This is a genomic window from Sphingomonas sanxanigenens DSM 19645 = NX02, assembly GCF_000512205.2.
Taxonomy (GTDB): domain Bacteria; phylum Pseudomonadota; class Alphaproteobacteria; order Sphingomonadales; family Sphingomonadaceae; genus Sphingomonas_D; species Sphingomonas_D sanxanigenens.
Window position 1 is genome coordinate 2,913,224 of record NZ_CP006644.1, and the last position, 26,382, is coordinate 2,939,605.

At 70.2% G+C, this 26,382-nt stretch carries 12 protein-coding genes; 8 read left to right on the forward strand and 4 right to left on the reverse strand.

From position 1 onward, the window contains the following. Positions 1 to 10: 10 nt before the first annotated feature. From NX02_RS13490 to NX02_RS13500, 3 genes are all read left to right on the forward strand, one after another. Positions 11 to 15,049 (forward strand): beta strand repeat-containing protein, encoded by a 15,039-nt coding sequence (locus tag NX02_RS13490; RefSeq protein ID WP_025292727.1) that lies wholly within the window; start codon positions 11 to 13, stop codon positions 15,047 to 15,049. Positions 15,050 to 15,117: 68 nt separating this feature from the next. Further along, entirely contained in the window at positions 15,118 to 16,548 is a 1,431-nt protein-coding gene (gene cysS / locus NX02_RS13495) for a cysteine--tRNA ligase (protein WP_039996580.1), read from the forward strand. After that, a complete protein-coding gene (locus NX02_RS13500) occupies positions 16,548 to 17,492 on the forward strand; it encodes a D-2-hydroxyacid dehydrogenase (protein ID WP_039996581.1) in 945 nt (314 codons plus the stop codon). The genes cysS and NX02_RS13500 overlap by 1 nt, the downstream gene beginning before the upstream one ends. Positions 17,493 to 17,512: 20 nt before the next feature. On the opposite strand, the gene NX02_RS13505 is transcribed toward NX02_RS13500, so the two are convergent. Then, positions 17,513 to 18,772, reverse strand: a complete 1,260-nt coding sequence (locus NX02_RS13505) for a M24 family metallopeptidase (RefSeq protein ID WP_025292730.1) — start codon at positions 18,770 to 18,772, stop codon at positions 17,513 to 17,515. 110 nt (positions 18,773 to 18,882) lie between these two features. Between NX02_RS13505 and NX02_RS13510 the strand changes: the two genes are divergently transcribed. Then, positions 18,883 to 20,181, forward strand: coding sequence for a dicarboxylate/amino acid:cation symporter (locus NX02_RS13510; RefSeq protein WP_025292731.1), 1,299 nt, complete (start codon positions 18,883 to 18,885; stop codon positions 20,179 to 20,181). Between the two features lie 360 nt (positions 20,182 to 20,541). Here NX02_RS13510 and NX02_RS13515 read toward each other — a convergent pair whose 3' ends face one another. From NX02_RS13515 to NX02_RS13525, 3 genes are all read right to left on the reverse strand, one after another. Then, a complete protein-coding gene (locus NX02_RS13515; protein ID WP_025292732.1) occupies positions 20,542 to 21,168 on the reverse strand; it encodes a glutathione S-transferase family protein in 627 nt (208 codons plus the stop codon). A 65-nt stretch (positions 21,169 to 21,233) separates the two neighbouring features. Then, the gene (locus tag NX02_RS13520; RefSeq protein WP_025292733.1) at positions 21,234 to 21,998 is read right to left on the reverse strand and encodes a DUF1223 domain-containing protein; all 765 of its coding nucleotides are present in this window, start codon (positions 21,996 to 21,998) and stop codon (positions 21,234 to 21,236) included. A 68-nt stretch (positions 21,999 to 22,066) separates the two neighbouring features. Then, positions 22,067 to 22,600, reverse strand: coding sequence for a response regulator (locus tag NX02_RS13525; RefSeq protein ID WP_342671309.1), 534 nt, complete (start codon positions 22,598 to 22,600; stop codon positions 22,067 to 22,069). Between the two features lie 27 nt (positions 22,601 to 22,627). On the opposite strand from NX02_RS13525, the gene NX02_RS13530 reads away from it, so the two are divergent. The 4 genes from NX02_RS13530 (at position 22,628) to NX02_RS13545 (ending at position 26,382) form a co-directional block, all read left to right on the forward strand. Further along, positions 22,628 to 23,395, forward strand: a complete 768-nt coding sequence (locus NX02_RS13530) for a pseudouridine synthase (RefSeq protein WP_039997527.1) — start codon at positions 22,628 to 22,630, stop codon at positions 23,393 to 23,395. 7 nt (positions 23,396 to 23,402) lie between these two features. Next, complete coding sequence (gene rsmD, locus NX02_RS13535; protein ID WP_025292736.1) at positions 23,403 to 23,942, forward strand: 16S rRNA (guanine(966)-N(2))-methyltransferase RsmD; 540 nt, start codon at positions 23,403 to 23,405, stop codon at positions 23,940 to 23,942. Positions 23,943 to 24,044: 102 nt separating this feature from the next. After that, the gene (locus NX02_RS13540) at positions 24,045 to 25,154 is read left to right on the forward strand and encodes a DUF4272 domain-containing protein (RefSeq protein ID WP_053000640.1); all 1,110 of its coding nucleotides are present in this window, start codon (positions 24,045 to 24,047) and stop codon (positions 25,152 to 25,154) included. Positions 25,155 to 25,353: 199 nt separating this feature from the next. Next, the gene (locus NX02_RS13545; RefSeq protein WP_025292738.1) at positions 25,354 to 26,382 is read left to right on the forward strand and encodes a YfiM family protein; all 1,029 of its coding nucleotides are present in this window, start codon (positions 25,354 to 25,356) and stop codon (positions 26,380 to 26,382) included.

A 26,382-nucleotide genomic window follows, 5' to 3' on the forward strand; every position in this document is an offset into this window, starting at 1 on the left:
GCGTAAGAAAATGGAGAGCAAGGCCATGCTGCCGTCGATCCCCGCCTCGCAGGTCGCTGCCGCCGGCAGCCGATCGCGGCTGCTCACCGGCTGCGCGATCGCGGTCGCGCTCGCCGCCGTCGCGCAGGCGCCCCGCGCCCGCGCGCAGGCCTCTCCCGACAAATCGTTCCAGGGCACCGGATCGGTGGCGTTCGGCAACGCGTCGATCAACCAGACCGGCACGCAGGACACGATCACGCTCAACAGCAGCCAGGCGGCGATCGACTGGCGGCTGGACAATGAAGGCGGCACCGGGCCGATCAACTTCCTGCCGGAAGGCCGCACCGGCCTGTTCACCAGCGGCGAGGTCAGCAATTTCGTCGTCCTCAACCGCATCGTGCCGACCGACCAGACGCGCGGAATCCGTCTCGACGGCACGGTGCGCAGCCAGGTTCGGTCGGCCGCCGGTGCGCCGGTTACGGGCGGTTCGGTGTGGTTCTACAGCCCCGGCGGCATCATCGCCGGTGCCTCCAGCCTGTTCGACGTCGGCAGCCTGCTGCTGACGACCAACGCCATCGACATCAGCGGCGGCCTGTTCGGCCCCGGCGGCGAGATCCGCTTCCGCGGCGCCGAGGGCAGCCAGTCCACCGTACAGATCGATGCCGGCGCGCGCATCCGCGCGCTGGCGACGAACAGCTATGTCGCACTGGTCGCGCCGCGCATCGTCCAGAACGGCAATGTCCAGGTCGATGGGTCCGCCGGCTACGTCGCCGCCGAGGCGGCAGATGTCACGATCAACAACGGCCTGTTCGACATCCGCTTCGTCACCGGCACCACGGCGGAGAATGCGATCACGCACGGCGGCACCACCACCGGCCCCGCCTCCACCGGCGTCGGCGACAATCACCGCATCTACATGGCGGCGGTCGCCAAGAATGACGCGGTGTCGATGCTGCTCGGCGGCACGATCGGCTATGAGCCTGCGTCCAGCGTGGCGGTGGAAAATGGCGTCGTCGTGCTGTCCGCCGGCTATGCCACGGTCGGCGGCGATGGCGTCGATACCGCCAGCGCAACCGGCGGCGACGGCAATATCGAGATCGGCAACAGCGCCTTCCTGTCGCGTCTCACCGCCAATGCGTCGGGCTCGATCCTCGTCAATCCGGGCGGCCCCGCCGGCGCCGGCCGCGTGCGCTTCGATGCCGATGCCACGCTGACCGCGGTCAATTCGGTGGTCGCCGCCACCGAAAATGCCAATGAGTCGATCTCCGCCTTCGGCGATCTCACCCTGCGCGCCACGGGCACGGGCACCGGCGCCCAGCGCGCGGCGATCAGCGCACTGGGCAATGAGACCGGCTATGGCGGCATCTTCGTCAATGGCCGGCTGACCGTCGATGCGAGCGGCATCGGCGCCAGCGCCGGGCAGCTACCGGGGCCGGGTGGCGCCGGTGTCGGCGGCACCGCATCCGTCGATGTGGCGGGCACCAGACTCAGCGCCGACAGCCTCTATGTTCAGGCGAACGGCATCGGTGGCAATGGCACCGACGTGGGCGGCAATGGCCGCGGCGGCTCCGCAAGCGTCTCGCTTGCCGATGGCGACATTGCCGTCAATCGCGAGGTCAACATCTCCGCAGCGGGTCGCGGTGGCACCGGCCTCACCGCCGGCGGCATCGGCGTGGGCGGATCGACCGCGCTCGCACTGAGCGGCGATTCGCTGTTCAACGCCAATCTTCGGGGCACTGTCGAAGGCAGCGCGCTGCTCCTCGACAGCAGCGGCATCGGCGGCGGCGACTTCCGCGTGCCGCCCGCGACGGGCGGCGCTGCATCCGGCGGCGACGCCACGATCTCCGTCGATGGCGGGCTGCTGCTCGTGCCGGGCTCGGTGCAGGTCGATGCCGGCGCGACCGGCGGCTTCGGCTCGGCGGTCTCCGGTGCGGCAACCGCGGGTGCGATCGACGTGACGCTGGACGGCGGCGATGCGACGCTCGACCAGCTCACGCTGTCCGCCAATGCCGAGGCGCCCGGCAATTTCGGCAGCGAAACCGGCACTGCCGGCGCCGCCACGGGCGGCGACGTCGCCCTGTCGGTCTCGAACGGCACGCTGACGTCGTCCTTCGGCGTCTCGATCGGCGCCACGGCGAATACCTATTCGTCAACCGGTCTCGGCACCGCCACCGGCGGCACCATCGACCTCTCGGTCGGCCCGGGCGGGGGGCTGTTCGCGGGCACCGCGCTGTCGCTCAGCGCCGATGCCTATGCGTCGAGCTTTTCCGGCATCGGCCGCAACGCGACCGGCGGCGACATCGCCATCACCCTCGGCGGCGGCCAACTCGGTGCCGCCGAGCTCATCGCATCGGCGGTCGCCTTCGCCGGATCCGGCGTCGATGCCGGCGGCGTCGGTACCGGCGGCTCGGTAACTATCGAGGCGGGTGCGGCTTCTTCGCTCACGGTCGGTACCCGCACACAGATCGACGTCGGCGGCACCGGCGGCTCGGGGCTCAACCGCGATCCGGGCGGCCTGCCGACCGCGCGGCCCGGCGCCGGCAATGGCGGCACCGTCCGCATCGCCACCGAAGGCAGCACGATCGCGCTCGGCGAAACCGCGCGGATCGATGCCAGCGGCCATGCCGGCAATGCGCAGGCGGAAGGCGTCGCGGGCCCCGGCGCGTTCGGCGGTCTCGTCGATATCGACCTCGACGGCGGCGGCCTGTCGTTCGGATCGCTCGACATCGTGGCCGATGGCGGCAGTCCCTATAGCGGCGAAGGCGGATTTTCCAACGGCAATGGCGGCGTCGGCAATGGCGGCACCGTGACGATCAACACCGTCGGCGCCAGCCTCACCGGTACCAGCCTGAGCGTCTCCGCACAGGGCTATGGCGGCCCGGCGTTCGACGACTATGTCGGCGGCACCGGCACCGGCGGCACCATCTCGGTCACCACCAATGGCGCTGTCGATATCGGCACCATCGGTCTCACCGCGGACGGCATCGGCGGCGCCGGCGAAAATGGGGCGACCGGCGGCATCGGCCGCGGCGGCAGCGTGACGTTCGACATCCTCGCCGGCAGTTTCGACAGCAGCGTCGTCGGGCTCAGCGCGGCGGGCTATGGCGGCGCCGGCGGCGACGCGTTCGAGGCGGATGCCGGTGACGGCGGCGACGGCTTCGGCGGCACGACCCGCTTCACGATCGCAACCGGCGCGCTCGCCGATATCGGCGAACTTCGGGTGCTCGCCATCGGCATCGGCGGGGTCGGTGGCGATGTCGGCTATTTCGACAGCGGCTATGGCGACGATTATGGCTTCGCCGACCAGAATGGCGGCGGCGGCAACGGATCGGGCGGCATCGTCACGATCAACATCGCCGGCGGGACGGACGCGACCGACCTCATTTCGATCGGCAGCCTGACCGCAAGCACCGCCGCGAGGGGCGGCGCCGGCGGCACCTTCGTCGATTTCGGCAGCAGCTCCTCCGCTTCACCCGGCGGCTTCTCCCCCTTCGCGCTGGGCGGCCCCGGCTCGGGCGGCGATGCGACGGGCGGCAGCACCTCGGTGACGATCGCCTATGACGGCATCGACCTGGGCGCGACGCTCGTGGATGCCAGCGCCATCGCCGGCGCCGGCGCGACCGGCATCGAGGGTGGTGCCGGCGGCAGCGCTATCGGCGGCACCGCGCTGTTCGACGCCGTCCACGCCGAACTGGCGCTCGCCAACCTGCAGGTGCTGGCGACGGCGACCGCTGGTGCCGGCGCGGACTCGCTCGGCTTCGGCGGGGCGGGCGGCGATGGCGGCAATGCGACCGGCGGCACCGCGACGATCCGCGCGCAGACCGTCGACACGCGCCTGACATTGGGCATCGTCACGCTCTCGACGGACGCGGTGGCCGGCGCCGCCGGTGACGGATCGGTCGCGGCGATCGGCGGCAATGGCGGCGTCGGCGGTATCGCGATCGGCGGCACCTCGGCGGTCAGCGTCGAGGATGCGGCGCTGTTGTTCGACAATTCGCCCTTCGGCGATCCCCTGCCCCGCTACACGATCACCGCGCGTGCGACGGGCGGCGCCGGCGGCATCGGTGCCGACGGCACCGATTTCGGCGATACCGGCGGCTTTGGCGGCATCGGCGGCGCCGCCACCGGCGGTACCGCGCGCATCGGCGTAGCAGGCGGTTCGGTCACCGGGCCCGGCCTCACGCTGAATGCCAACGCCATGGCGGGCCTCGGCGGCCTGGGCGGCACCGGCGCCACCTTCCCCGGCGAGCCGGGCGGGCAACCGCCGATCGTCGGCGTCACCAAGCTGCAGGCACTGAGCGGCACCGGCACCGGCGGCACCGCCGCGCTGAGCGTCGGCGACAATGCCAGCTTCGGCAGCATGACCTTCGGCGCAACCACCCTGACCGCGACCGGCACCGGTGCCGGCGGCGCGCAGCCGGGCGCCTCGATCGGCGGGCTGATCTCGATCCGCGACACGTCTTCCACCCCGGCGGGCTCGCTGCTGCTCGCCAGCCTCGACGCGCAGGCCGGCCCGTTCGGCGGTGGCGGCTTCCAGCTCTACAGCGCCGATGGCCCGGTGCGCGTGACCGGCGACGCGACGATCGACGTCGGCGGCCAGATCCGCATCGAAGGGGCAGGTGCCGGCGGCCTTTCGGTCGGCGGCACGCTCGACCTGTTCACCAACGCCGATATCGCCGTGCTGCAGACGGGGCCGCTCAGCAGCGGCGATCCGTTCGTCACCATCCGGGCTGGCACGATCATCGCCGAATCCTTCACCGGCTTCGTCGCAGGACCGGGGTCGCGCATCGTCTCGACGGGCAGCACCCGCATCGATGCGCATTCGGGCGGGCTGGTGTTCGACACGATCATCGCCGGCGGCGCGCTCACTGCGCTGGCGGGCACGATCGACGGCACCACCGCGGAGTCGGGCGGCAACGCCTTCTTCTCCGCGCTGGGAGACGTCGCGCTGCGGTCGGTGACGACCACCGGCGAGACCGGCTATGGCAACATCACCGTCAACGCCGGTGGCAGCGCAAGCGCAGGCACGCTCGATGCGTTCGGGCGTCTCACCATCGAAGCGCTCGGCAATCTGGTCGGCCTGCCCGACCCCGGTGCGCCCGACCCGGTCGGCGCCGTGCTGATCGCAGGCACGGACATCGCCGTCACCACCGGCGTCGATGCGCAGATCCTGAGCGCGAACGCGGGCGACGAGATCGACCTCGATATCGGCGGCCGTCTGAGCTTCGGCACGCTCGACGCGGCCGGCAGCATCGAAACCGCGTCGGTCGACGGCACCGTGGGTGACAGCGTGACCGCCGGGACCAGCGCCTTCCTGCAGTCCGGGCTGGCCGGGCTGCGGCTGGGCAGCGTCACCACCGGCACCAGCGCGGCGCTCAACAGCACCGGCGCCGTCTCGCTCGGCGCCGGCAGCGCCGGCGGCGATTTCGGCGCACAGGGCGCGAGCGTAACCGCTGGCGTCATCACGACGACGGGTGCCAGCGACGCGCTGGGCAATATCGTGCTGATCGCCGCGGAAGGCGACGTGCAGGTCGATCAGGCCAATGCGTTCGGCAGCGTCGCGCTGCAGGCCACCGCCAATGTCGGCGCCGGCACGCTCGATGCGGGCGCGCATGTGCTGCTGTTGTTCGGCGGCGATGCGACGATCGACAGCGCGACTGCCACCGGCATCTTCCTGGCGCAGGGCAGCGGCGCGCTGAATTTCACCACCATCGATGCCGGGCTGCAGGCCAGCTTCGACCTCGGCGGCGCGCTCGAGGGCGGCACGATCCTGTCGGGCGGCGTGACCGAGATCGACGCCAGCGACGTTTTCCTGACCGCACTATCTTCTGACGGGCTGGCAACGGTCAACAGCGGCGGCCTCCTCCAGATCGATTCGATCACCACCCCGCTCGGCGGCAGCTTCACCGCAAGCGGCGACCTCATCGTCGGTGCGCTCTCCTCGGGCGGGCTGCTCAGCCTCGACGGCCTCAACGTCACCGTGCTCAGCGACATCACCGATGCCGAAGAGCTTGCGATCACGACGCAGAACGACCTGACCTTGCAGAACGTGACCTTGGCGGGCGATTTCGACGTCGTCGTGCCGGGCGCGATCGGTGCGGGCACGATCACCAGCGGTGGCGACATCCGCATCACCGCGACACAGATCGACCTCGCGGGCGCGTTCGCGCGCTATTCGGTGAACCTGTCGGCGCAGAGCACCGTTGCCGTCGGCGCGGGCAGCGCGGGCGATGATTTCCTGATCGATACCGGCGGCGACGTGACGCTCGGCGCCATCACCACCACTGGCGCCGAAACCGGCTATGGCGGCGAAGGCGGCGTCGGCAGCAACATCGACATCTCCACGCTCGGCACATTGCGCGCGCGCAGCCTCGACGCGTTCGACCGGCTGACGATCGACGCCGCGACGTTGACCGGCAACCCGCCGGTCGAAGGGCGCGGCGAAGGCGGAGCGGTGCTCGCTGCGGGCGACGATATCGCGGTCACGATGACGGGGAGCGCGCTGATCGCCAGCGCGGATGCCGGGCTCTCGATCGCGATCGCCAGCGACGACCTCGAATTCGGTACACTCGATGCAGGCACCAGCATCAACTTCACCGCGACCGGCGACATCGCCGGCGACGCCGCGACTGCAGGCACCGGCATCACCATCGGCACGCCCGAGGGTGTGACGATCGACAGCCTCGTAGCCGGCGGCGCGGTGGACCTGGCCGCAGGCATTTTCGACCTCGGATCGCTAACTGCGAACAGCCTGCTCATCATAAGCGTTGGCGGCGGCTCGATCGACCTCGCGCGGACCATAGGCGATTTCACGATCCAGACCGACGCCAATGTGACGCTGGGCGACATCGCCAGCAGCGCGGGCGCGATCGACGTGACCGCGGGCAATATCAGCGGCGGCTCACTCGTCGCAGCGACCAACCTCTCGCTCGACGGCGATGCGATCGCGTTCGGTACGATCCGTTCGGGCGGCGCGACCGACATCATCGTCCAGCGGCTGCTGGACCTCGGCAGTGCGCAATCCGGCACCGCCTTCACCGCACACTCGCTCGACGGCGCGATCGACATCGACACGCTGACCGCCGGCGGCTTCGCGCGGGTGACCACGGACATCGGTGCGATCCGGGTCGGCCAGATCAACACGCCGGTCGGCGGCCTCTTCGACGCGACGGCGGACCTCACGGTCGGCGGCCTCAATTCGGGCGGACTGCTGACGCTCGACGGCTTCAACGTGACGGTGCTGAGCGACATCACCGACGCCAACATCCTCTCGATCACGACGCAGAACAATCTGACGTTGCAGAACGTGACGCTGAGCGGCGACTTCGGCGTCACCGTGCCCGGTGCGCTGACCGCGGGCACGATCACCAGCGGCGGCGACATCATCGTCGATGCCGGCGCGATCGACCTCGCCGGCGCGTTCGCGCGCTACAGCGTCGACCTGACCGCCACCGGCGGCATCTCGGTCGGCACGGGCAGCGCCGGCGACGACTTCCTCGTCGACGCGGGCGGCGACGTCTTCCTCGGTGACATCCTCACCACCGGCGCCGAGAGCGGCTATGGCGGTGAAGGCGGCTTCGGCAGCAACATCATCGTCACCGCCGGCGGCGATATCGTCGCGGGCAGCCTCGACGCGTTCGACGCGATCGGCATCGTCGGTGACGGCGATCTCGTCGGCGTGCCCGTGCCCGAGGGGCGCGGCGAAGGCGGATCGGTGCTGGTCGCCGGCGGCGACATCGATGTCATGACCGGCGGCAACCAGCTGATCGCCAGCGCGACGGCCGGCGGCAGCATCGGGATCGGCGCCGACGCGCTCGAATTCGGCACCCTCACCGCGGCCGACGGCGTCACCATCGGCGCGGCTGGCGACGTGGCCGGCGATGCGATCGACGTCAGCGGCGGCTCGATCGGCATCGATGCCGACGGCAGCGTCACGGTGGATGAGCTTGCGGCATCGGGCAGCATCGGCGTCAGCGCCGGCGCGGTCGGCACCGGCATCACCATCGGCACGCTGCAGGCGGGCAACACCGCCAGCCTGACCAGCCTTGCCGGCATCCGCCTCGATGACGGGCGCTCGACGGGCAATTTCAGCATCCGGGCCGAAGGCGATGTCGTGCTCGGCGCGGTCGTCACCAGCGGCAGCGAGTTCGGCTATGGCGCCACCATCGCCATCGCCACCGGCGGCAGCCTGACCGCGGCATCGCTCGATTCCGCCGGCCAGGTCGCGGTCGACGGCGACGGCGGCATCATGATCGACAGCCTCGCCGCGGCGGGCTTCGCGCGCGTCACCGGCGGCGCCGGCGTCACCGTCGACAGCATCGATACGCCGGTCGGCGGCAGCTTCTCGGCGGTCGGCGACCTGACGGTCGGCGGCCTCAATTCGGGCGGACTGCTGACGCTCGACGGCTTCAACGTCACCGTCCTCAGCGACATCACCGATGCCGACGCGCTGTCGATCACGACGCAGAACGATCTGACCCTGCAGGATGTGACGCTGGCGGGCGACTTCGCGGTCACCGTGCCCGGCGCGCTGACCGCAGGCACGGTCACCAGCGGCGGCGACATCCTCGTCGATGCCGGCGCGATCGACCTCGCCGGCGCCTTCGCGCGCTACAGCGTCGATCTCACCGCGATCACGACCGTCTCGGTCGGCTCCGGCCGGGCGGGCGATGATTTCCTCGTCGATGCGGGCGGTGCGGTCAGCCTCGGCAGCATCGTCACGACCGGCGCCGAGAGCGGCTATGGCGGCGAAGGCGGCCCCGACGGCAGCAACATCATCGTCACCGCGGGCGACTTCGTCGCCGCCGGGCGGCTGCAGGCGTTCGACGATATCGACATCGAGGCCGATGGCGGCCTGACCGGCATCCCCTCCCCCACCGGGCGCGGCGAAGGCGGCGCGGTGCTGGTGTCGGGCGGCGATATCGAGGTGACCACCGGTGACGATGCGCTGATCGCCAGCGCCACAGCCGGCGACGAGATCGACTTCGACATCGGCGGCGGCCTCGAATTCGGCACGCTGGTCGCCGGCCGCAGCATCGAATCCACCTCCGGCGGCGCGACCGCGGGCGATTCCGCGCGCTCGGGCACCAGTTCGGTGTTCAACGCAGGTGCTGCCGGCCTGACGCTCGACAGCCTGACCGCGGGCACTAGCGCCGCGCTCAACAGCAGCGGCACGGTGACCCTGGGCACCGCCACCGTCGGCGGCGACTTCGGCGTCGGCGCGGGCGATGCCGTGCTGGGCTCGATCACCACGACGGGGACGGCAGGCAACCTGGCCGGCAATATCGTGCTGATCGCCACCGGCGACCTCGGCATCGACAGCGCGGATGCGTTCGGCAGCATCGGCATCCAGACCGGCGGCACGCTGACGGCGGACACGCTGGACGCCGGCGGCAGCATCGCGCTGATCCCGGCGGGCGACGCAACGCTGGGCTCGGCACGTGCGGGCACCGCCTTCGTCGCGCAGGGCGCCGGCGCGCTCGCCTTCGGCAGCATCGAGGCGGGCACGTCGATCGAAATGGTGGTGGGCGGCCTGACCGGCGACAGCATCACCGCCGGCACCACGCTGGCGATCACCGCCGACGACGTCATCGCCATCGCGACGCTCATCGCGGGCGGCCAGGCGACCGTCACCGGCGGGTCCGATGTAAGCATCGGCTCGATCGAGACGGCGTCGGGCGGCAGCTTCACCGCGGCGGGCGACCTCGTCGTCGGCGCGCTCTCCTCGGGCGGGCTGCTCAGCCTCGACGGCTTCAACGTCACCGTCCTCAGCGACATCACCGATGCGCAGGACCTGGCGATCACCACCGACAACGACCTGACGTTGCAGAACGTGACGCTGAGCGGCGACTTCGGCGTCACCGTGCCCGGTGCGCTGACCGCCGGCACGATCACCAGCGGCGGCGACATCATCGTCGACGCCGGCGCGATCGACCTCGCCGGCGCGTTCGCCCGCTACAGTGTCGATCTCACCGCGATCACGACCGTCTCGGTCGGCTCCGGCCGGGCGGGCGATGATTTCCTCGTCGATGCGGGCGGCGACGTCTTCCTCGGTGACATCGTCACCACCGGCGCCGAAAGCGGCTATGGCGGCGAGGGCGGCTTCGGCAGCAACATCATCGTCAGCGCGGGTGGCGATATCGTCGCGGGCAGCCTCGACGCGTTCGACGCGATCGGCATCGTCGGCGACGGCGATCTCGTCGGCGTGCCCGTGCCCGAGGGGCGCGGCGAAGGCGGATCGGTGCTGGTCGCCGGCGGCGACATCGATGTCATGACCGGCGGCAACCAGTTGATCGCCAGCGCGACGGCCGGCGGCAGCATCGGGATCGGCGCCGACGCGCTCGAATTCGGCACCTTCACCGCGGCCGACGGCGTCACCATCGGTGCGGCTGGCGACGTGGCCGGCGATGCGATCGACGTCAGCGGCGGCTCGATCGGCATCGATGCCGCCGGCAGCGTCACGGTGGATGAGCTTGCGGCATCGGGCAGCATCGGCGTCAGCGCCGGCGCGGTCGGCACCGGCATCACCATCGGCACGCTGCAGGCGGGCAACACCGCCAGCCTGACCAGCCTTGCCGGCATCCGCCTCGATGACGGGCGCTCGACGGGCAGTTTCAGCATCCGGGCCGAAGGCGATGTCGTGCTCGGCGCGGTCGTCACCAGCGGCAGCGAGTTCGGCTATGGCGCAACGATCGCCATCGCCACCGGCGGCAGCCTGACCGCGGCATCGCTCGATTCCGCCGGCCAGGTCGCGGTCGACGGCGATGGCGGCATCATGATCGACAGCCTCGCCGCGGCGGGCTTCGCGCGCGTCACCGGCGGCGCCGGCGTCACCGTCGACAGCATCGATACGCCGGTCGGCGGCAGCTTCTCGGCGGTCGGCGACCTGACGGTCGGCGGCCTCAATTCGGGCGGACTGCTGACGCTCGACGGCTTCAACGTCACCGTCCTCAGCGACATCACCGATGCCGACGCGCTGTCGATCACGACGCAGAACGATCTGACCCTGCAGGATGTGACGCTGGCGGGCGACTTCGCGGTCACCGTGCCCGGCGCGCTGACCGCAGGCACGGTCACCAGCGGCGGCGACATCCTCGTCGATGCCGGCGCGATCGACCTCGCCGGCGCCTTCGCGCGCTACAGCGTCGATCTCACCGCGATCACGACCGTCTCGGTCGGCTCCGGCCGGGCGGGCGATGATTTCCTCGTCGATGCGGGCGGTGCGGTCAGCCTCGGCAGCATCGTCACGACCGGCGCCGAGAGCGGCTATGGCGGCGAAGGCGGCCCCGACGGCAGCAACATCATCGTCACCGCGGGCGACTTCGTCGCCGCCGGGCGGCTGCAGGCGTTCGACGATATCGACATCGAGGCCGATGGCGGCCTGACCGGCATCCCCTCCCCCACCGGGCGCGGCGAAGGCGGCGCGGTGCTGGTGTCGGGCGGCGATATCGAGGTGACCACCGGTGACGATGCGCTGATCGCCAGCGCCACAGCCGGCGACGAGATCGACTTCGACATCGGCGGCGGCCTCGAATTCGGCACGCTGGTCGCCGGCCGCAGCATCGAATCCACCTCCGGCGGCGCGACCGCGGGCGATTCCGCGCGCTCGGGCACCAGTTCGGTGTTCAACGCAGGTGCTGCCGGCCTGACGCTCGACAGCCTGACCGCGGGCACTAGCGCCGCGCTCAACAGCAGCGGCACGGTGACCCTGGGCACCGCCACCGTCGGCGGCGACTTCGGCGTCGGCGCGGGCGATGCCGTGCTGGGCTCGATCACCACGACGGGGACGGCAGGCAACCTGGCCGGCAATATCGTGCTGATCGCCACCGGCGACCTCGGCATCGACAGCGCGGATGCGTTCGGCAGCATCGGCATCCAGACCGGCGGCACGCTGACCGCGGACACGCTGGACGCCAGCGGCAGCATCGCGCTGATCCCGGCGGGCGACGCGACGCTGGGTTCGGCACGTGCGGGCACCGCCTTCGTCGCGCAGGGCACCGGCGCGCTCGCGTTCGGCAGCATCGAGGCGGGCACCTCCATCGAAATGGTAGTAGGCGGCCTCACCGGCGACAGCATCACCGCCGGCACCACGCTGGCGATCACCGCCGACGACGTCATCGCCATCGCGACGCTCACCGCGGGCGGCCAGGCGACCGTCACCGGCGGGTCCGATGTAAGCATCGGCTCGATCGAGACGGCGTCGGGCGGCAGCTTCACCGCGGCGGGTGACCTCATCGTCGGCGCGCTCTCCTCGGGCGGGCTGCTCAGCCTCGACGGCTTCAACGTCACCGTGCTGAGCGACATCACCGATGCGCAGAACCTGGCGATCACCACCGACAACGACCTGACGTTGCAGAACGTGACGCTGAGCGGCGACTTCGGCGTCACCGTGCCCGGTGCGCTGACCGCCGGCACGATCACCAGCGGCGGCGACATCATCGTCGACGCCGGCGCGATCGACCTCGCCGGCGCCTTCGCGCGCTACAGCGTCGACCTGACTGCGATCACGGCCGTCTCGGTCGGCTCCGGCCGTGCCGGTGACGATTTCCTCGTCGATGCCGGCGGCGACGTCTTCCTCGGTGACATCGTCACCACGGGCGCCGAAAGCGGCTATGGCGGCGAGGGCGGCAACGACGGCAGCAACATCGTCGTCACCGCCGGCGGCGACGTGTTCGCCGGCAGCCTCGCCGCGTTCGACGCGATCGGCATCGACGCGGGCGGCGACCTGACCGGCTTCGACGGCAGCGGCGCACCCGGTGGCGGCAATGGCGGCGGCACCGACCAGCCGATCGGCGAAGACGCGCTCGGCGAAGGCGGTGCGGTACTCATGGCGGGCGGCGGCATCGGCGTCACCACCGGCGGATCGGCGACGATCCTCAGCGCCGAGGCGGGCTTCGACATCGACATCCTCACCGGCAGCTTCGTCGATTTCGGCACGCTCGATGCGGGCAGCGACGTGCGGATATCGGCGCAGGGCGTCGATGGCGGCAGCGTGACCGCGGGCGACGATGTCGACATCCTCTCGGGCCTCGCGGTCGCGATCGGCACGGTCTCGGCGGGTGACGAGGCACGCGCCAGCGCCGGCACGCAGGGGCTGCTGATCGGCACGATCACCGCGGGCAGCGCCGTCACCATCGCCAGCCTCGGCACCGCCTCGATCACCGACGGCACCGCCGGCGACGGCGACTTCATCGTCGACGCAGACGGCGATGTGACGCTCGGCACCATCCTCGCGCTCGGCGAGAGCGGCTATGGCGGCGAAGGCGGCGCGGGCAACATCCTCGTCGGTTCGGGCGGTCTGGTGACGGTGGGCAGCGCCACCGCATTCGGCGCGATCGACATCGACGCGGAGGGCGACATCAGCGGCACCAGCTTCGTCGCGGGCGACACGCTCACCGTCAACGGCCGCGGCCGCTTCACCGCGCAGTCGGTGCGCGTGACCGGCGAAACCGGCAGCGGCAACGCCGCGATCGACGCGCTGGCGGGCATCGACATCCGCACGCTTGCCGCGGCCGGCGATGCGGCGTTCACCGCCACCGGCGGCGACATCGCGGTGACCGACGACATCGCCGTCAACGGCATCGTCACCGCGCTTGGCCGCACCGTGCTGCTCAACGCCCTCGGCGGACTGCGCGTCGGCTCGGCCACCGCGACCGCGGGCGGGATCGACATCGCTGCCGGCCTCGGCCTCGCCGTCGATGCCGGCAGCGCCACCGGCGGGATCGCGCTCGCCAGCAGCGGCGGCAGCGTGACCGTGGGGACGCTGACGACGATCGCCGGCGACGGCGCGGGCGATATCGCCATTGCGGCGGCCGACGATGTGCTGCTCGATGGCGCCGTCACCGCGCGCGGCGCGCTCGCGGTCGATGCGGGTGACCTCATCCGCGTGTCGGCGCTGGCGGATGGCACCAGCGTCACGCTGGGATCGAACGATATCGAGATCGGTGCGCAGGGCCGGGTCGGCACCATCGGCAAGACCACCCTCGTCGACATCACCAACACCGGCGGGCGCCGCACCTTCATCGGCGGCGGCGGCGGCAATGCCGGCTTCGACCTCTCGGCGGCGGAGATCGCCCGGATATTCTCCGACGACATCTTCATCCATGCGCCGCCGGTCGCCACGCAGGGCGGCCAGTCGGTCGGCTCGTCGCGCGCGCCGGACGTCATCGTCGGGTCCTTCACCCTCACCTCGCGCGCGGGCACGCAGGGCGGCAACCTCGGCAGCGGCGGCACCTTCGGCATCGACACCACCGGCAAGCTGCGCGTCGTCGGCGACGCGCTGTTCACTGGCCTCGGCGCCGACAACCGCGTCGACCTGGTCGCCGACGATGCGCTGGAGGTGGACAGCCGGACGGGTTCGATCCAGCTCAACGGCGGCGGCGGCCTTGCCGGCACCCTCATCCTCACCTCCGCCGATATCTTCGTCGGCACGCTGGAGGCGCTGGCGGATATCGCCGCCGCCCCCGACATGGCGGCGATCGACGAGCGGCTCGGCCTCAACGACGGCGTCATCGACGAGGGCGGCGCGATCCAGGCGGGCGGGCTCGAGGTGAATGCGGGCAACGGCGTCTTCGTCCAGAACAGCGGCGTCGAGAGCCGCAACCTCGGCGACCGCCGCGGCTTCACCGTGGGCACCGGCGGGCTCACCATCCGCACCGGCGGCGGCGCCACGCGGATCGTGATCAACGGCCGCGAGGTGGATCCGGCGACCAACGGCTTCTTCACCGGGGTGGACCTGATCCCGCGGGTGCGCATCCTGGGCGCCGACGGCGACCTGCCGGGCGCGTTCGATCAGGGATCGACGATCAACGGCTGCGTGATCGCCAACACCGCAAGCTGCCAGATCGTCGTGACCTTCCCGGTGCAGGACGTGATCCAGGATATCACCGATCCGTCGCAGGTGACCGTCCAGCCGCTGCAATCGCCGCTGATCCAACTGCGCGGCTTCGAACGGTTCGGCTTCCAGCCGCTGATCGACGAGCCGGTGACGGGCGCGGGCAACGACGATCTGTGGACCGGGCAGTGCGGCAACGATCCGCGCCTGCCCGACTGTGCGCTGCCCAAACCGTGACAGCCGCCAACCCCGGTTGACCTTGGCGGCGATCCGTTCGAAGGGTCGCCGCCATGCCGGAACCAGCCATGACGGGTGCGCCCCTCACCTTCTACGACAGCTACACGCGCGAACTGCGGCCGTTCGTGCCGATCGAACCCGGCAAGGTCCGCATCTATTCATGCGGGCCCACGGTCTACAACTATGCCCATCTCGGCAATCTGCGCGCCTATGTGTTCACCGACACGCTGAGCCGCACGCTGGCCTTCAAGGGCTTCGCGGTCGACCATATCATCAACATCACCGACGTCGGCCACCTGACGTCCGACGCCGATGCCGGCGACGACAAGATGGAAGCGGCGGCGCGCGCGCAGGCGAAGAGCATCTGGGATATCGCCGCACACTATACCGAGGCGTTCAAGGCCAATATCCGCGACCTCAACATCCGCGAGCCGCGGCTCTGGTCGGTCGCGACCGACCATATCGTCGAGATGATCGACTTCGCGAAGACGATCGCGCCGGGCCATTGCTATGAGCTCGACAGCGGCCTCTATTTCGATGTCGAAACCGTGCCCGACTATGGCCGGCTCGCGCGCAGCGTCGACGATGAGGGCGAGGGCCGCATCGATGCCGTCGCGGGCAAGCGCCATGCGCAGGATTTCGCGATCTGGCGCAAATCAACACCCGGCGAGCAGCGCCAGATGGAATGGGATTCGCCCTGGGGGCCGGGCGCGCCCGGCTGGCACCTCGAATGCTCGGTAATGAGCCGCAAATATCTGGGCGACCAGTTCGACATCCACACCGGCGGCATCGATCATCGCGAGATCCATCATCCCAATGAGATCGCGCAGAACCAGGCGCACAGCGGCACGCCCTGCACCGGCGCCAACTGGTGGATGCACAACAATTTCCTCGTCGTGCGCAATGGCAAGATGTCCAAGTCGCAGGGCGGCTTCACCATCCTTGCGTCGATCGTCGACCGCGGCATCCACCCGCTCGCCTACCGGCTGATGTGCCTGTCGGCGCATTACCGGTCCGAACTCGAATTCAGCGGCGAGAATCTGGTCGCCGCGCTCACCCGGCTGCGGCGAATGGTGATCGCGGTCAGCCAGCTCCGCGACCGCGCCGAGCCCGAGGCGGTGGACGCGCATCCGCTGCTCGACGCGTTCGATGCGGCGCTTGCCGATGATCTCAACACGCCCAAGGCGCTGACCGTGCTCGATCAGGCGATTGCCGACAAGAAACTGGCGCCTGGGCTGCGGCTGGGGCTGATCGCGCGGATGGATGCGGCGCTCGGCCTCAACCTGCCGACGCTCACCCGCGCCGACCTGCGGCTGCGCCCCGCCGACGCGCTGCTCGATGCCGCGGCGGTCGAGGCGCGCATGGCCGAGCGCAAGGCGGCGCGCGCGGCCAAGGATTTCGCGACCTCGGACGCGATCCGCGACGAACTCTCGGCCCAAGGCATCGAGATCATGGACGGCGACCCGCTGGGCTGGGACTGGGCGATCCGGATCGACTGATGGCCGGGCTTCCCATCCTCGCGGTGGTCAGCGCCGCCCGCCCCTTCCTCGAACCCCTGCTGCCCGAGGGCATCGAGGTCCGCTGGATCGACGGTGCCGGCGATGCGCTGCAAAAGGTGACCGGCGCCGAGATCGGCTGGCTGGATCTGTTCCCGGGCGACGGCATGGGCGCGATGATCGCGGCGGCGACCGGGATGCGCTGGCTCAACACCTGGCGCGCCGGCATCGACGCGCTGCCGGTCGAGCTGTTCAAGGCCCGTGGAATCGCGCTGACCAACGGCTCGGGCGTGCATGACGTCGCCATTTCCGAATATGCCATCGCCGGCATGTTCGCGCTCGCCAAGCATCTGCCCGACGTCGTGCGCGCGCACGACCGGCAGGAATGGGCCAGGCCCATCCCCTCGGTCAATCTCGCCGGCAGCCATGTGCTGGTGATCGGCTATGGATCGATCGGCCGCCGCATCGGCGCGATGCTCGCGGCGCTCGGCGCTACCGTCACCGGCGTCCGCCGCTCCGCCCGTGATGGTGCGATCGGCGCGGATGAGTGGCGGCCGCGCCTCGGCGCATTCGACTGGGTGGTGCTCGCGGCGCCGGGCACTGCGGACACGCGCCACATGATCGGCACCGCGGAGTTCGCCGCGATGAAGCCGGGCGCGCGCCTCGTCAACGTCGCGCGCGGATCGCTGGTCGATCAGCCCGCTTTGATCGAAGCCCTCGCCACGGGCAAGCTGGCCGGCGCGTTCCTCGACACCGTCGATCCCGAACCGCTGCCGGCAGCCGATCCGCTGTGGCGCGCGCCCAATGCGCTCATCACCATGCATTTGTCGGGCCGCGCCCAGACCGGCCAATGGGAACGCGCGGCGCCGCTGTTCGCCGCCAACCTCCAGCGCTGGATCGCGGGCGAGCCGCTGAAGAACCGGGTGGATTTCGCGCTCGGCTATTGAGCAGCCTGAGCAGCCACGTCCTACCCGAACGGCTGCTCGATCGACGTCGGCGGCGTGCTGAACCAGCGCGGGCCCTGCGCCGTCATATACACGCAATCCTCCAGCCGGATGCCGAAGCGGCCCGGCAGATAGAGCCCCGGCTCGTTCGAAAAGCACATGCCCGCCGCCAGCGGCGTCGCCTCGCCATGCACGAAATTGACCGGCTCATGCCCGTCCAGCCCGATGCCGTGGCCGGTGCGATGCGACAGGCCCGGCAGGCGATAACGCGGGCCGTAGCCGATCGTCTCATAATGCCGGCGCACCGCATCGTCGACGCTGCCCGCCGAAGCGCCGAGCTTCATCGTCTCGAACGCGATCTGCTGGCCCTGGCGCACCTGATCGAACACGCGGCGCTGCTCGGCGGTCGGCGTGCCGTACACGAAGCTGCGCGAAATGTCCGATTGATAGCCCTCGACCGTGCAGCCGCAGTCCATAAGCACCACCTCGCCCTCGCGCACCTGCTGCGGCTTGCCGCTGCCATGCGGATAGGCGCTCGCCTCGCCCAGCAGCACCAGCGAGAATTCGGGCTCCGCGCCCAGCGCGCGCGTCGCCGCGTCCATCAGCGCGCCGATATCGGCGGGGGTCATCCCTGCCTCGATGCGCGGATAGGTGTGGGCATAGGCCGCGAGCGTGACGTCGGCGGCAAGCTGCATCAGCGCGATTTCCGCCGGCGACTTGATCATCCGGCAGCCGCGCACGACGGGGTTGGCGGAGACGGTGGTGATGCCCGGCAGCGCGCTGCTCAGCCCTGCGATCGCGAACTGGCGGACGGTCTCCTCGATGCCCAGCGATTTCTGTTGCAGGCCGCGCGCGCGCATCCAGTCGGCGATCGGCACGAACGGGCTCTCATCCTCCTGCCAGGTGCGGATCTCCGCTGGGATCGCCAGGCTTTCGCGAACCGAAGGCTCCTCGAAAAAGGGCGTGACGATCAGCGGCTCGCCCTCCGCCGGCAGGATCGCCGCGGTCAGCCGTTCGGAACGCCACCAGCGCACGCCGGTGAAATAGGTCAGCGATGCGCCGGGCTCGATCAGCACCGCGCCGATGCCGTTCTCGGCCATCAGCACCTGCGCGCGGGCGAGGCGGCGCGCGCGCTCGGCCGGCGTGATCGGCACGGCCTTGCCGGTGATCGGCGCGAGCGCCCCGGGTTCGGCCCCGCCGCGCGCGGGCAGCGCGGCGACGGCACCGGCGGCGAGCGCGCCTGTCAGGAAAGCGCGGCGGCTGGGCGGAGGGAGGATCGGCATGTCGCAGACGTCCGGCAGCAGGCGGCGCCTGTCAAGCCGAGCCGCAGCTTGACCCGGCGCCCGCAATCCTCTTTCCCTTGGCGTCGAGCCAATATCCGAGGAAAGCGCCAGTGGCGAAACGCCTGACCCTGTTCATCCTGATCGCGCTCGTGCTGGGCCTGATCACCGGCTGGGCGATCAATGCGGGCATCGACGACGGCAGCACCGCGGCGGATGCGCGGCTGACCGAAATCGCCGGCTATTTCTCGATCGTCACCACCTTGTTCCTGCGGCTGATCAAGATGATCATCGCGCCCCTCGTCTTCTCCACCCTCGTCGCCGGCATCGCGCACATGGGGGATACCGCGGCGCTGGGGCGGATCGGATCGCGCGCGGTCGGCTGGTTCATCTGCGCCAGCCTCGTCTCGCTCACGCTCGGCCTGATCCTCGTCAACCTGTTGCAGCCCGGCGTCGGGCTCGATTTTCCCGTGCCGCCGGTCGAGGCGGCGAGCGGCGTGGAAAAGGCCGGGTTCAGCCTCAAGGTCTTCATCAGCCACGTCGTCCCCGCCTCGATGTTCGAGGCGATGGCGGACAACGAGATCCTCCAGATCGTCGTCTTCTCGCTGTTCGTCGGCGTCGCGATCACCGCGGTCGGCGAAAAGGCGCAGCCGCTGGTCCGTGCGATCGAGGCGCTGGTCGCGGTGATGCTGCAGATCACCGACTATGTGATGCGGTTCGCCCCCTTCGCGGTGTTCGCGGCGGTGGCGGGGACATTGGCTGAGCGCGGCCCCGGCATCATCGGCAACCTCGCCTATTTCATGGGCAGCTTCTACATCGGCATGATGCTGCTGTGGGCGCTGCTGCTGGGCGTCTGCTTCCTCATCGTCGGCAAGCGCACGGGGCTGCTGATCCGCTACATCCGCGAACCGATCCTGCTCGCTTTCTCCACCGCCTCGTCCGAGGCCGCCTACCCCCGGACGCTGGAAGCGCTCGACCGCTTCGGCGTTCCGCGCCGCATCGCCAGCTTCGTGCTGCCGCTGGGCTATTCGTTCAACCTCGACGGCTCGATGATCTACATGACCTTCGCGACGATCTTCATCGCGCAGGCCTATGGCATAGACCTGACCATCGGCCAGGAAATCGTGATGCTGCTCGTGCTGATGGTGACGTCCAAGGGAGTCGCCGGGGTGCCGCGCGCGAGCCTGGTGGTGATCGCGGCCACCCTGTCCTTCTTCAAGATCCCCGAGGCCGGCCTGCTGCTGATCCTCGCGGTCGACCACTTCCTCGACATGGGGCGCTCGGCCACCAACGTCGTCGGCAACGCGGTGGCGAGCGCGGTGGTGGCGAAGTGGGAAGGCCGCCTCGACCCGCTCGAACCCGCGGAAATCGAACCGCCGCACGCACCGACGTCGCGCACCGAGGGTCATTGAAGCCCTCTCCCGCACTTCGCGCTATCGCATGCACACATCTCGTTTGCGGTCGCGTCTTGCCCTCGCCCCTATGGGGAGAGGGACAGGTCCGCGTAGCGGACCAGGGAGAGGGGCAGTCGCGCCAAGCGTAAAGGGCAGACGGGCTTGCTCTGAAAAAGGCCAACCGAGCAGTGGTGCTGAGCGCTCCGAACCTTTACGCGGAGCGCGACTCCCCCTCTCCCCGTAGGGGCGAGGGGGCGCGGCGGCAGCCTCTCTCGATCCAGGCACAATGTATGCGCACGATAGCGCCAAGTGCGGGAGAGGGCTAACGCGCCCGCCTCGACCACCGCGCCACATCCGGCAGCCTAACACGCTACCCCCTCAGGCGAAGGCATAGGGCCCGCCGCGCTCCAGCGCGCGGGCATAGGCCGGGCGGGCGTGGATGCGGTTCAGCCAGCCCATCAGGTGCGGGCGGGAAGCGTCCAGCCCGCCGCGCTGCACGCTCGCCTCGAGCGGAAAGCTCATCATCACGTCCGCGGCGGTGAAGCAGTCGCCGACGAACCAGTCGCGCTCGGCAAGCTCGGTCTCCAGCCAGTCGAGGTGGACGTCGAGCATCCCCTGCACCGGCTTGCGTGCCGGCCTGCCCAGCAGCCCGAGCCGGCCGACGATCAGCAGCGCGAGCAGCGGCGGCATCATCGATCCTTCCGCATAATGGAGGAAATGCCGGTAGCGCAGCACCGAGGGGCGATGCCCCGGCGGGCCCAGTCGCCCGTCCGCGCGCTCGACGAGATATTCGACGATCGCGCCGGTCTCTGCGATCACCGCGCCGTCCTCCTCGATCACCGGCGATTTGCCGAGCGGGTGGACGCGTTTCAGTTCGGGCGGGGCGAGCATCGTCCGCGGGTTCCGCGCATAGCGGCGGACCTCATAATCGAGGCCGAGTTCCTCGAGCATCCACAGGATGCGCTGCGACCGCGAATTTTCGAGATGGTGGACGATGATGGCCATGACATGCTCCGCTCAGTCCAGGCAGGACGCGTGACCGCGCCGGGCGTTCCCGGCCGGCCCGGTCGCTACAGGAAACGCCCGCCAAGGATCGGCCCCGCCGCGCCCTCGCGCAGAATCACCGCATAGCGGTCCGCACCCGGTACCGCCAGAGCGCGGGCGGGCAGCGCGAAGCGCACCTTGCCGCCGCGCCATTCGCCCAGCACCTTCTCCCCGCGCACGACATTGGTGTAGCGCACGCGCCGCCCGCCATTCTCGCCCGTGCCGATCGCGACATCCGCCGCTTCTGTCAGCGCCAGCAGGCGCACCGAGACGGGCCGGGCGGTACTGCCGTCGACGACCACGCCGGTTCGGCTCGCGGCGATCGCGGGCTGCGGCACGCGGCGCGCCGCAGCGATCGTCTGGCGCAACTGCTGGCCGCGCGATCCCACCATCGCCGCCCCGCCCTGCACCACCGCCTGTGGCGTATAGACGCCGGCGCCCGTGCCACCGCGCGCGGCATAGGCACGCTGGAGCGTCGTGTTCTCCTCGCGCGCCAGCGTGTCCTTCCAGCCCAGCCGGTCCCAATAGGTTACCGGCCTGGTGATCGCGACGACGCCCGGCTCGCGCGCCAGCGCCGCCAGCAGCGCGTCGGCGGGCGGGCAGGACGAACAGCCCTGGCTGGTGAACAGTTCGACGACCACCGGCGGCGCCGCTGCGGCGGGACGAAGCGCGGCATCCTTCGCGGCAATCCTCGGCGCTGCGGGCGGTTTGCCCGCACCTTCCGGACCGGCCGCCATCAACCCGCCCACTGCCATTCCGACGCCGACCGCGCCGACCATGAAGCTCCGCATCCTCATTCTCCCTGAGCGTCTTTTTTCATATTCGTATCGCTCAGCCGAAGGGTTTCACCCCGCCGGCGTCAAACAGGGTCGTACAGGCTCAATCCGTTCGGCAATCGTCGCAGCGGGCGCCCCGCCTGCAGCGCCTCGACCGCGTCGATCGCCTGCAGCAGATCGCGTTGGGGATAGGGTTTGGCGAGGCAGCCGACGGCAAGCTGGCGCGCCTCCAGCGGGCACTGGCCGCTGACGAACAGCACCGGCACGCCGCGATCGAACGCGGCGCGCGCCACATCCACGCCGCTGCCGTCGCTCAGATTGATATCGGACAGGATCAGGTCGAGCAGCGATTCGCCGAGCAGGGCCACCGCGGACCCGACCCGATCGACCGTGCCGACGATCTCGAAGTCGTGGTCGCGCAGGAAATGCTCGGTATCGAACGCTATCAGTGGCTCATCCTCCACAATCAGGATCCGCCTCAACACACGCGTCTTCCGACCGAACAGCATTGCCGCGCCGCTCCCTTTGCGCTTATGGGTCGCGTTTCGCGACACTGGTTTGGATCCTGTAACGCGCCGCCGCCGCGACCGCTGCAAAAATCGCCGGGCGGAAACCACAGATGATTGTCCTCCGAGGAGCCTACCCTGCCCGAATCCCGTCCCGCCGCTGCCAAACGCCCGGTCAAATCGAGTCGTGAGCCGCAGCGCATCGCCAAGCTGCTTGCCCGCGCGGGCGTCGCCTCACGCCGCGAGATCGAGCGGATGATCGCGGAAGGGCGGATCGCGCTCAACGGCACGGTTCTCGATACGCCGGCCACCCTGCTGGTCTCGCTCCACGGCGTCACCGTCGATGGCAATGCGGTGCAGGCCGCCGCGCCTGCCCGGCTGTTCCGCTATCACAAGCCCTCCGGCCTGCTCACCACCGAACGCGACCCCAAGGGCCGCCCGACCATCTACGACCGCCTGCCCGGCGATCTGCCGCGGGTGATGCCGGTCGGCCGGCTCGACCTCAATACCGAAGGTCTGCTGCTGCTCACCACCGATGGCGAACTCAAACGCCAGCTCGAACTCCCGAAAACCGGCGTCACCCGCACGTACCGCGCCCGCGCCTATGGCCAGGTGAGCCAGGAACAGCTCGAGGATCTGATCGAAGGCGTCGAGATCGAAGGCGTGCGTTACGGCTCGATCGACGCCAATCTCGAGCGCCGCACCGGCGCCAATGTCTGGGTCGAGATGAAGCTGACCGAGGGCAAAAATCGCGAGGTCCGCCGCGTGCTGGAGCATCTCGGGCTCAAGGTCAGCCGCCTGATCCGCACCGCCTATGGACCGTTCGAGCTGGCCGACATGCCCGTCGGCGCGGTCGACGAGATCCGCCAGCATGACCTCGTCACCTTCCGCAAAACGCTGAAGTGAGCCGCGCATGAGGATCGTTGCCGGCCGCTGGCGCGGTCGTCCGCTCGCAGCGCCCAAGGGTGCTGCCACCCGCCCCACCGCCGATCGCACGCGCGAGGCGCTGTTCTCGATGCTCGCGAGCCGGCTCGGCAGCTTCGAGGATCTGCGCGTCGCGGACCTGTTCGCCGGCACCGGCGCGCTCGGGCTGGAGGCGCTGTCGCGTGGTGCAGCATATTGCACATTCGTCGAGCAGGACCGCGCGGCGATCGACGCGTTGCGCACCAACATCCGCGCGCTCGGCGCCGAAGGCGATGTCCGCCACCAGTCGGTGGCGGCGCTCGCGCCGGCGCAGCAGCCCTATGACCTGCTGCTGTTCGACCCGCCTTATGGCACCGGCGGCGCCGGTGCGCTGATCGAGCGGCTGACGCGGCTGGGCTGGGCGGCCGACGCCGCCTGGGCGAGCGTGGAAACCGCGCGTGACGAGGATGTCGCGGCGGGCGGCTGGACGGTCGACGCCGAGCGCGTCCACGGCAAGGCCAAGCTGACCCTGCTCCACCGCTCCGCCTGACGCGCGGGCGGCGCCATTCGCCGCTCGGCGATGGCGCATGGAAGGGGCGCGCCCCATCCGGATGCATCAGCCCAAGGCGGGCGCAGCGATGGAGCCATCAGGATGGGCCTGTTCAAGTCCTTGTTCGGTAACGCATCTCCCAATCAGGACAGCAGCACGTCCCACACCGACCTGGCCTTGGCGGAGCGCCTGCCCGCCGGGCCGATCAACGCCTATGCGACGGTGGCGGATGCGCCGCCGCCCGACTTTCCGCACCGTCCGTTCGGCATGCGCGACCGCAGCGATCCCGAACTCCTGCCGCATCTGCAGGGCTTCGGGGGCTATGTCTTCAACCCGGCGCAGCGCCAGCCGCGGCAGAGCGAATGGGCGCTGCTCAACCACGCGCTGCGCACGCAGCGCCATTTCTCGTTCGAGATCGACGTGACGGCGGTGCCTGCGCTGGCGGGTTGGGCGCGCCGGACCAACGCCATCCTGTTCCTCGCCGACGGCACGGTACGCGATCCCGATTTGCGCACCCTGTTCGATCCCGCCGGCGGCGATGAGGATGGCCGCCTGCCCTACCCCGCCGACGCCGAGGCGCGCCGCCAGCGCAGCCGTGCGTCGGCCAAGGCGCAGTTCGGGCTGCGCTCTCCCGACAGCCTGCCGCCGGTGATCGGCGCCGGCGAGGTGGTGTTCCGCCCGGCCGCCGAGGTCGCCGCACGCGCCTCCGCGCTGATGGCGGTCGCGGTGCGTGCGGAAGGGCAGAACGAGGGCGATCCGCTGCCGCCCGCGTTGATCCTCGGACGCATTCCGCTCGCGGAGTCGGCGCTCAGCCCCGGCGAGCGCGCGTTCCTGTTCGACGACGCGCCGGAGGGACAAGCGGTCGCCAATGCGCTGTGGCGCTACGAGGCGCTGACCGCGCTGCTCTGGGCGCTGGGCGAGATCGACGCGCTGCCCGCGTTGTCGGGCATTTGCGACGTTCCCCATGTCGCCGGGCTGATGGTGCAACGCGGCGCGGCGCTCGCGACGGATGCGAAACTGCGCGATCCGGCCGAGATCCTCGACGCGCTCGACCTGACGTTCCGGCTGCACTGGTCGCTGGTCGACGCGCGCCAGAAGGAAACCGACATTCCCGGACTGGTCCCGGGCGTGATCGCCGAGCGGCACCACGCATTCAACTGGCTCGTCCGCTATCACGACGCCGCGTGGGACGACGTCCAGACCCCCACCTGAAGAAGTACCGCGCTCCCCGATCGGGTGACTGCGGATTCCGCGTCGCGGCATCGTCACGTCGGATGTGCCGCATCGGCAATTGACATGACAGTTCAGTGGGATGCTACGGTAAATGCCGGATAACGGGGACAAGAGTATGACAGGTCGCGTAGCGTTTTCGGCATGGGTTCGTCGTTTCGCCTTGCTGGCAGGCACAGCGATGCCGGCGTTCACCGCCCCCGCTTTCGCCGAGACGATCGCGCCCGACATCCTGACCGTCGAGCCCCCGGCCAGCTTCGATTTCGACCTTGCGGCGCCATCGGCGACCGCTTTTGCCCCCGCCGCGATGCCTGAGGCGGCCTCCCCCTTCGACGCGCCCGCGCTGCCGCACTTCGCTGCGTTGCAGGATGCGCCGGAGGCGGCACCTGCGGTCGGCCCCGCGCTGGCCGCCACGCCGGACGGCGATCCGGAGGGCCAGCGGCTGTCGTTCGGCCGGCAGGTCGGCGCGATCAAGTGGGAGGTCGGCGCCGCGGTCGCGTGGATGACCGCGACCAACATCGTCAAGGTCAACAAGGATGGCGGCCACAGCTTTCGCTTCAAGGATGAGGGCTGGTTCGGCGACAACACCGTCAACCTCGGCATGGACAAGCTTGCCCACGCCTGGAACACCTATTGGCTGACCGACGTGATCGAGGCGCGCATCCGCCACAAGAGCGGCGCCAGCAACGCCGCGCTGCCCGCCGCCGCGGTCTCGATGGGGCTCATGCTCTACAGCGAATTGTGGGACGCGCATAAGGACACCAGCGGCTTCTCGTTCCAGGACGTCGCGATGAACGCGGCGGGTGCCGGCTTCTCGGTGCTGCGCAACAGCGTGCCGGGGCTGGAGAAGAAGCTGGACTTCCGCCTGCTGCTGACCCCCAACGACGATATCTACACCTTCTCGGGCACCGAGCATTACCGCCAGATGCAGTATATCGTGGCGCTCAAGCTGTCGGGATTCGAGGCGCTGGAGAATACGCCGCTGCGCTTCGTCGAACTGCACGCAGGCTATCGCGCGACCGGCTTCACGCTGCGGGAGGAACAGCGCGGCGACGAGCGCATCCAGCGACCGTTCATCGGCATCGGCCTCAACGTCAACCAGCTGATCTTCGGCCGCAAGAAGCCGCGCGGCTGGGTGGGCCGCGCCGCGAACGAAGTGCTGAACTACATCCAGGTGCCCTACACCTCCACCCATCTGGAAATCCGGTGA

Bases quoted from the DNA above. Each gene is read 5' to 3' on its own strand.
- NX02_RS13515 (WP_025292732.1), bottom strand. From the start codon at position 21,168: ATGGCCATCATCGTCCACCATCTCGAAAATTCGCGGTCGCAGCGCATC.
- NX02_RS13545 (WP_025292738.1), top strand. From the start codon at position 25,354: ATGCCGGCGTTCACCGCCCCCGCTTTCGCCGAGACGATCGCGCCCGAC.
- NX02_RS13500 (WP_039996581.1), top strand. From the start codon at position 16,548: ATGGCCGGGCTTCCCATCCTCGCGGTGGTCAGCGCCGCCCGCCCCTTC.
- NX02_RS13540 (WP_053000640.1), top strand. From the start codon at position 24,045: ATGGGCCTGTTCAAGTCCTTGTTCGGTAACGCATCTCCCAATCAGGAC.
- NX02_RS13490 (WP_025292727.1), top strand. From the start codon at position 11: ATGGAGAGCAAGGCCATGCTGCCGTCGATCCCCGCCTCGCAGGTCGCT.
- rsmD (WP_025292736.1), top strand. From the start codon at position 23,403: ATGAGGATCGTTGCCGGCCGCTGGCGCGGTCGTCCGCTCGCAGCGCCC.
- NX02_RS13505 (WP_025292730.1), bottom strand. From the start codon at position 18,772: ATGCCGATCCTCCCTCCGCCCAGCCGCCGCGCTTTCCTGACAGGCGCG.
- NX02_RS13520 (WP_025292733.1), bottom strand. From the start codon at position 21,998: ATGCGGAGCTTCATGGTCGGCGCGGTCGGCGTCGGAATGGCAGTGGGC.
- cysS (WP_039996580.1), top strand. From the start codon at position 15,118: ATGACGGGTGCGCCCCTCACCTTCTACGACAGCTACACGCGCGAACTG.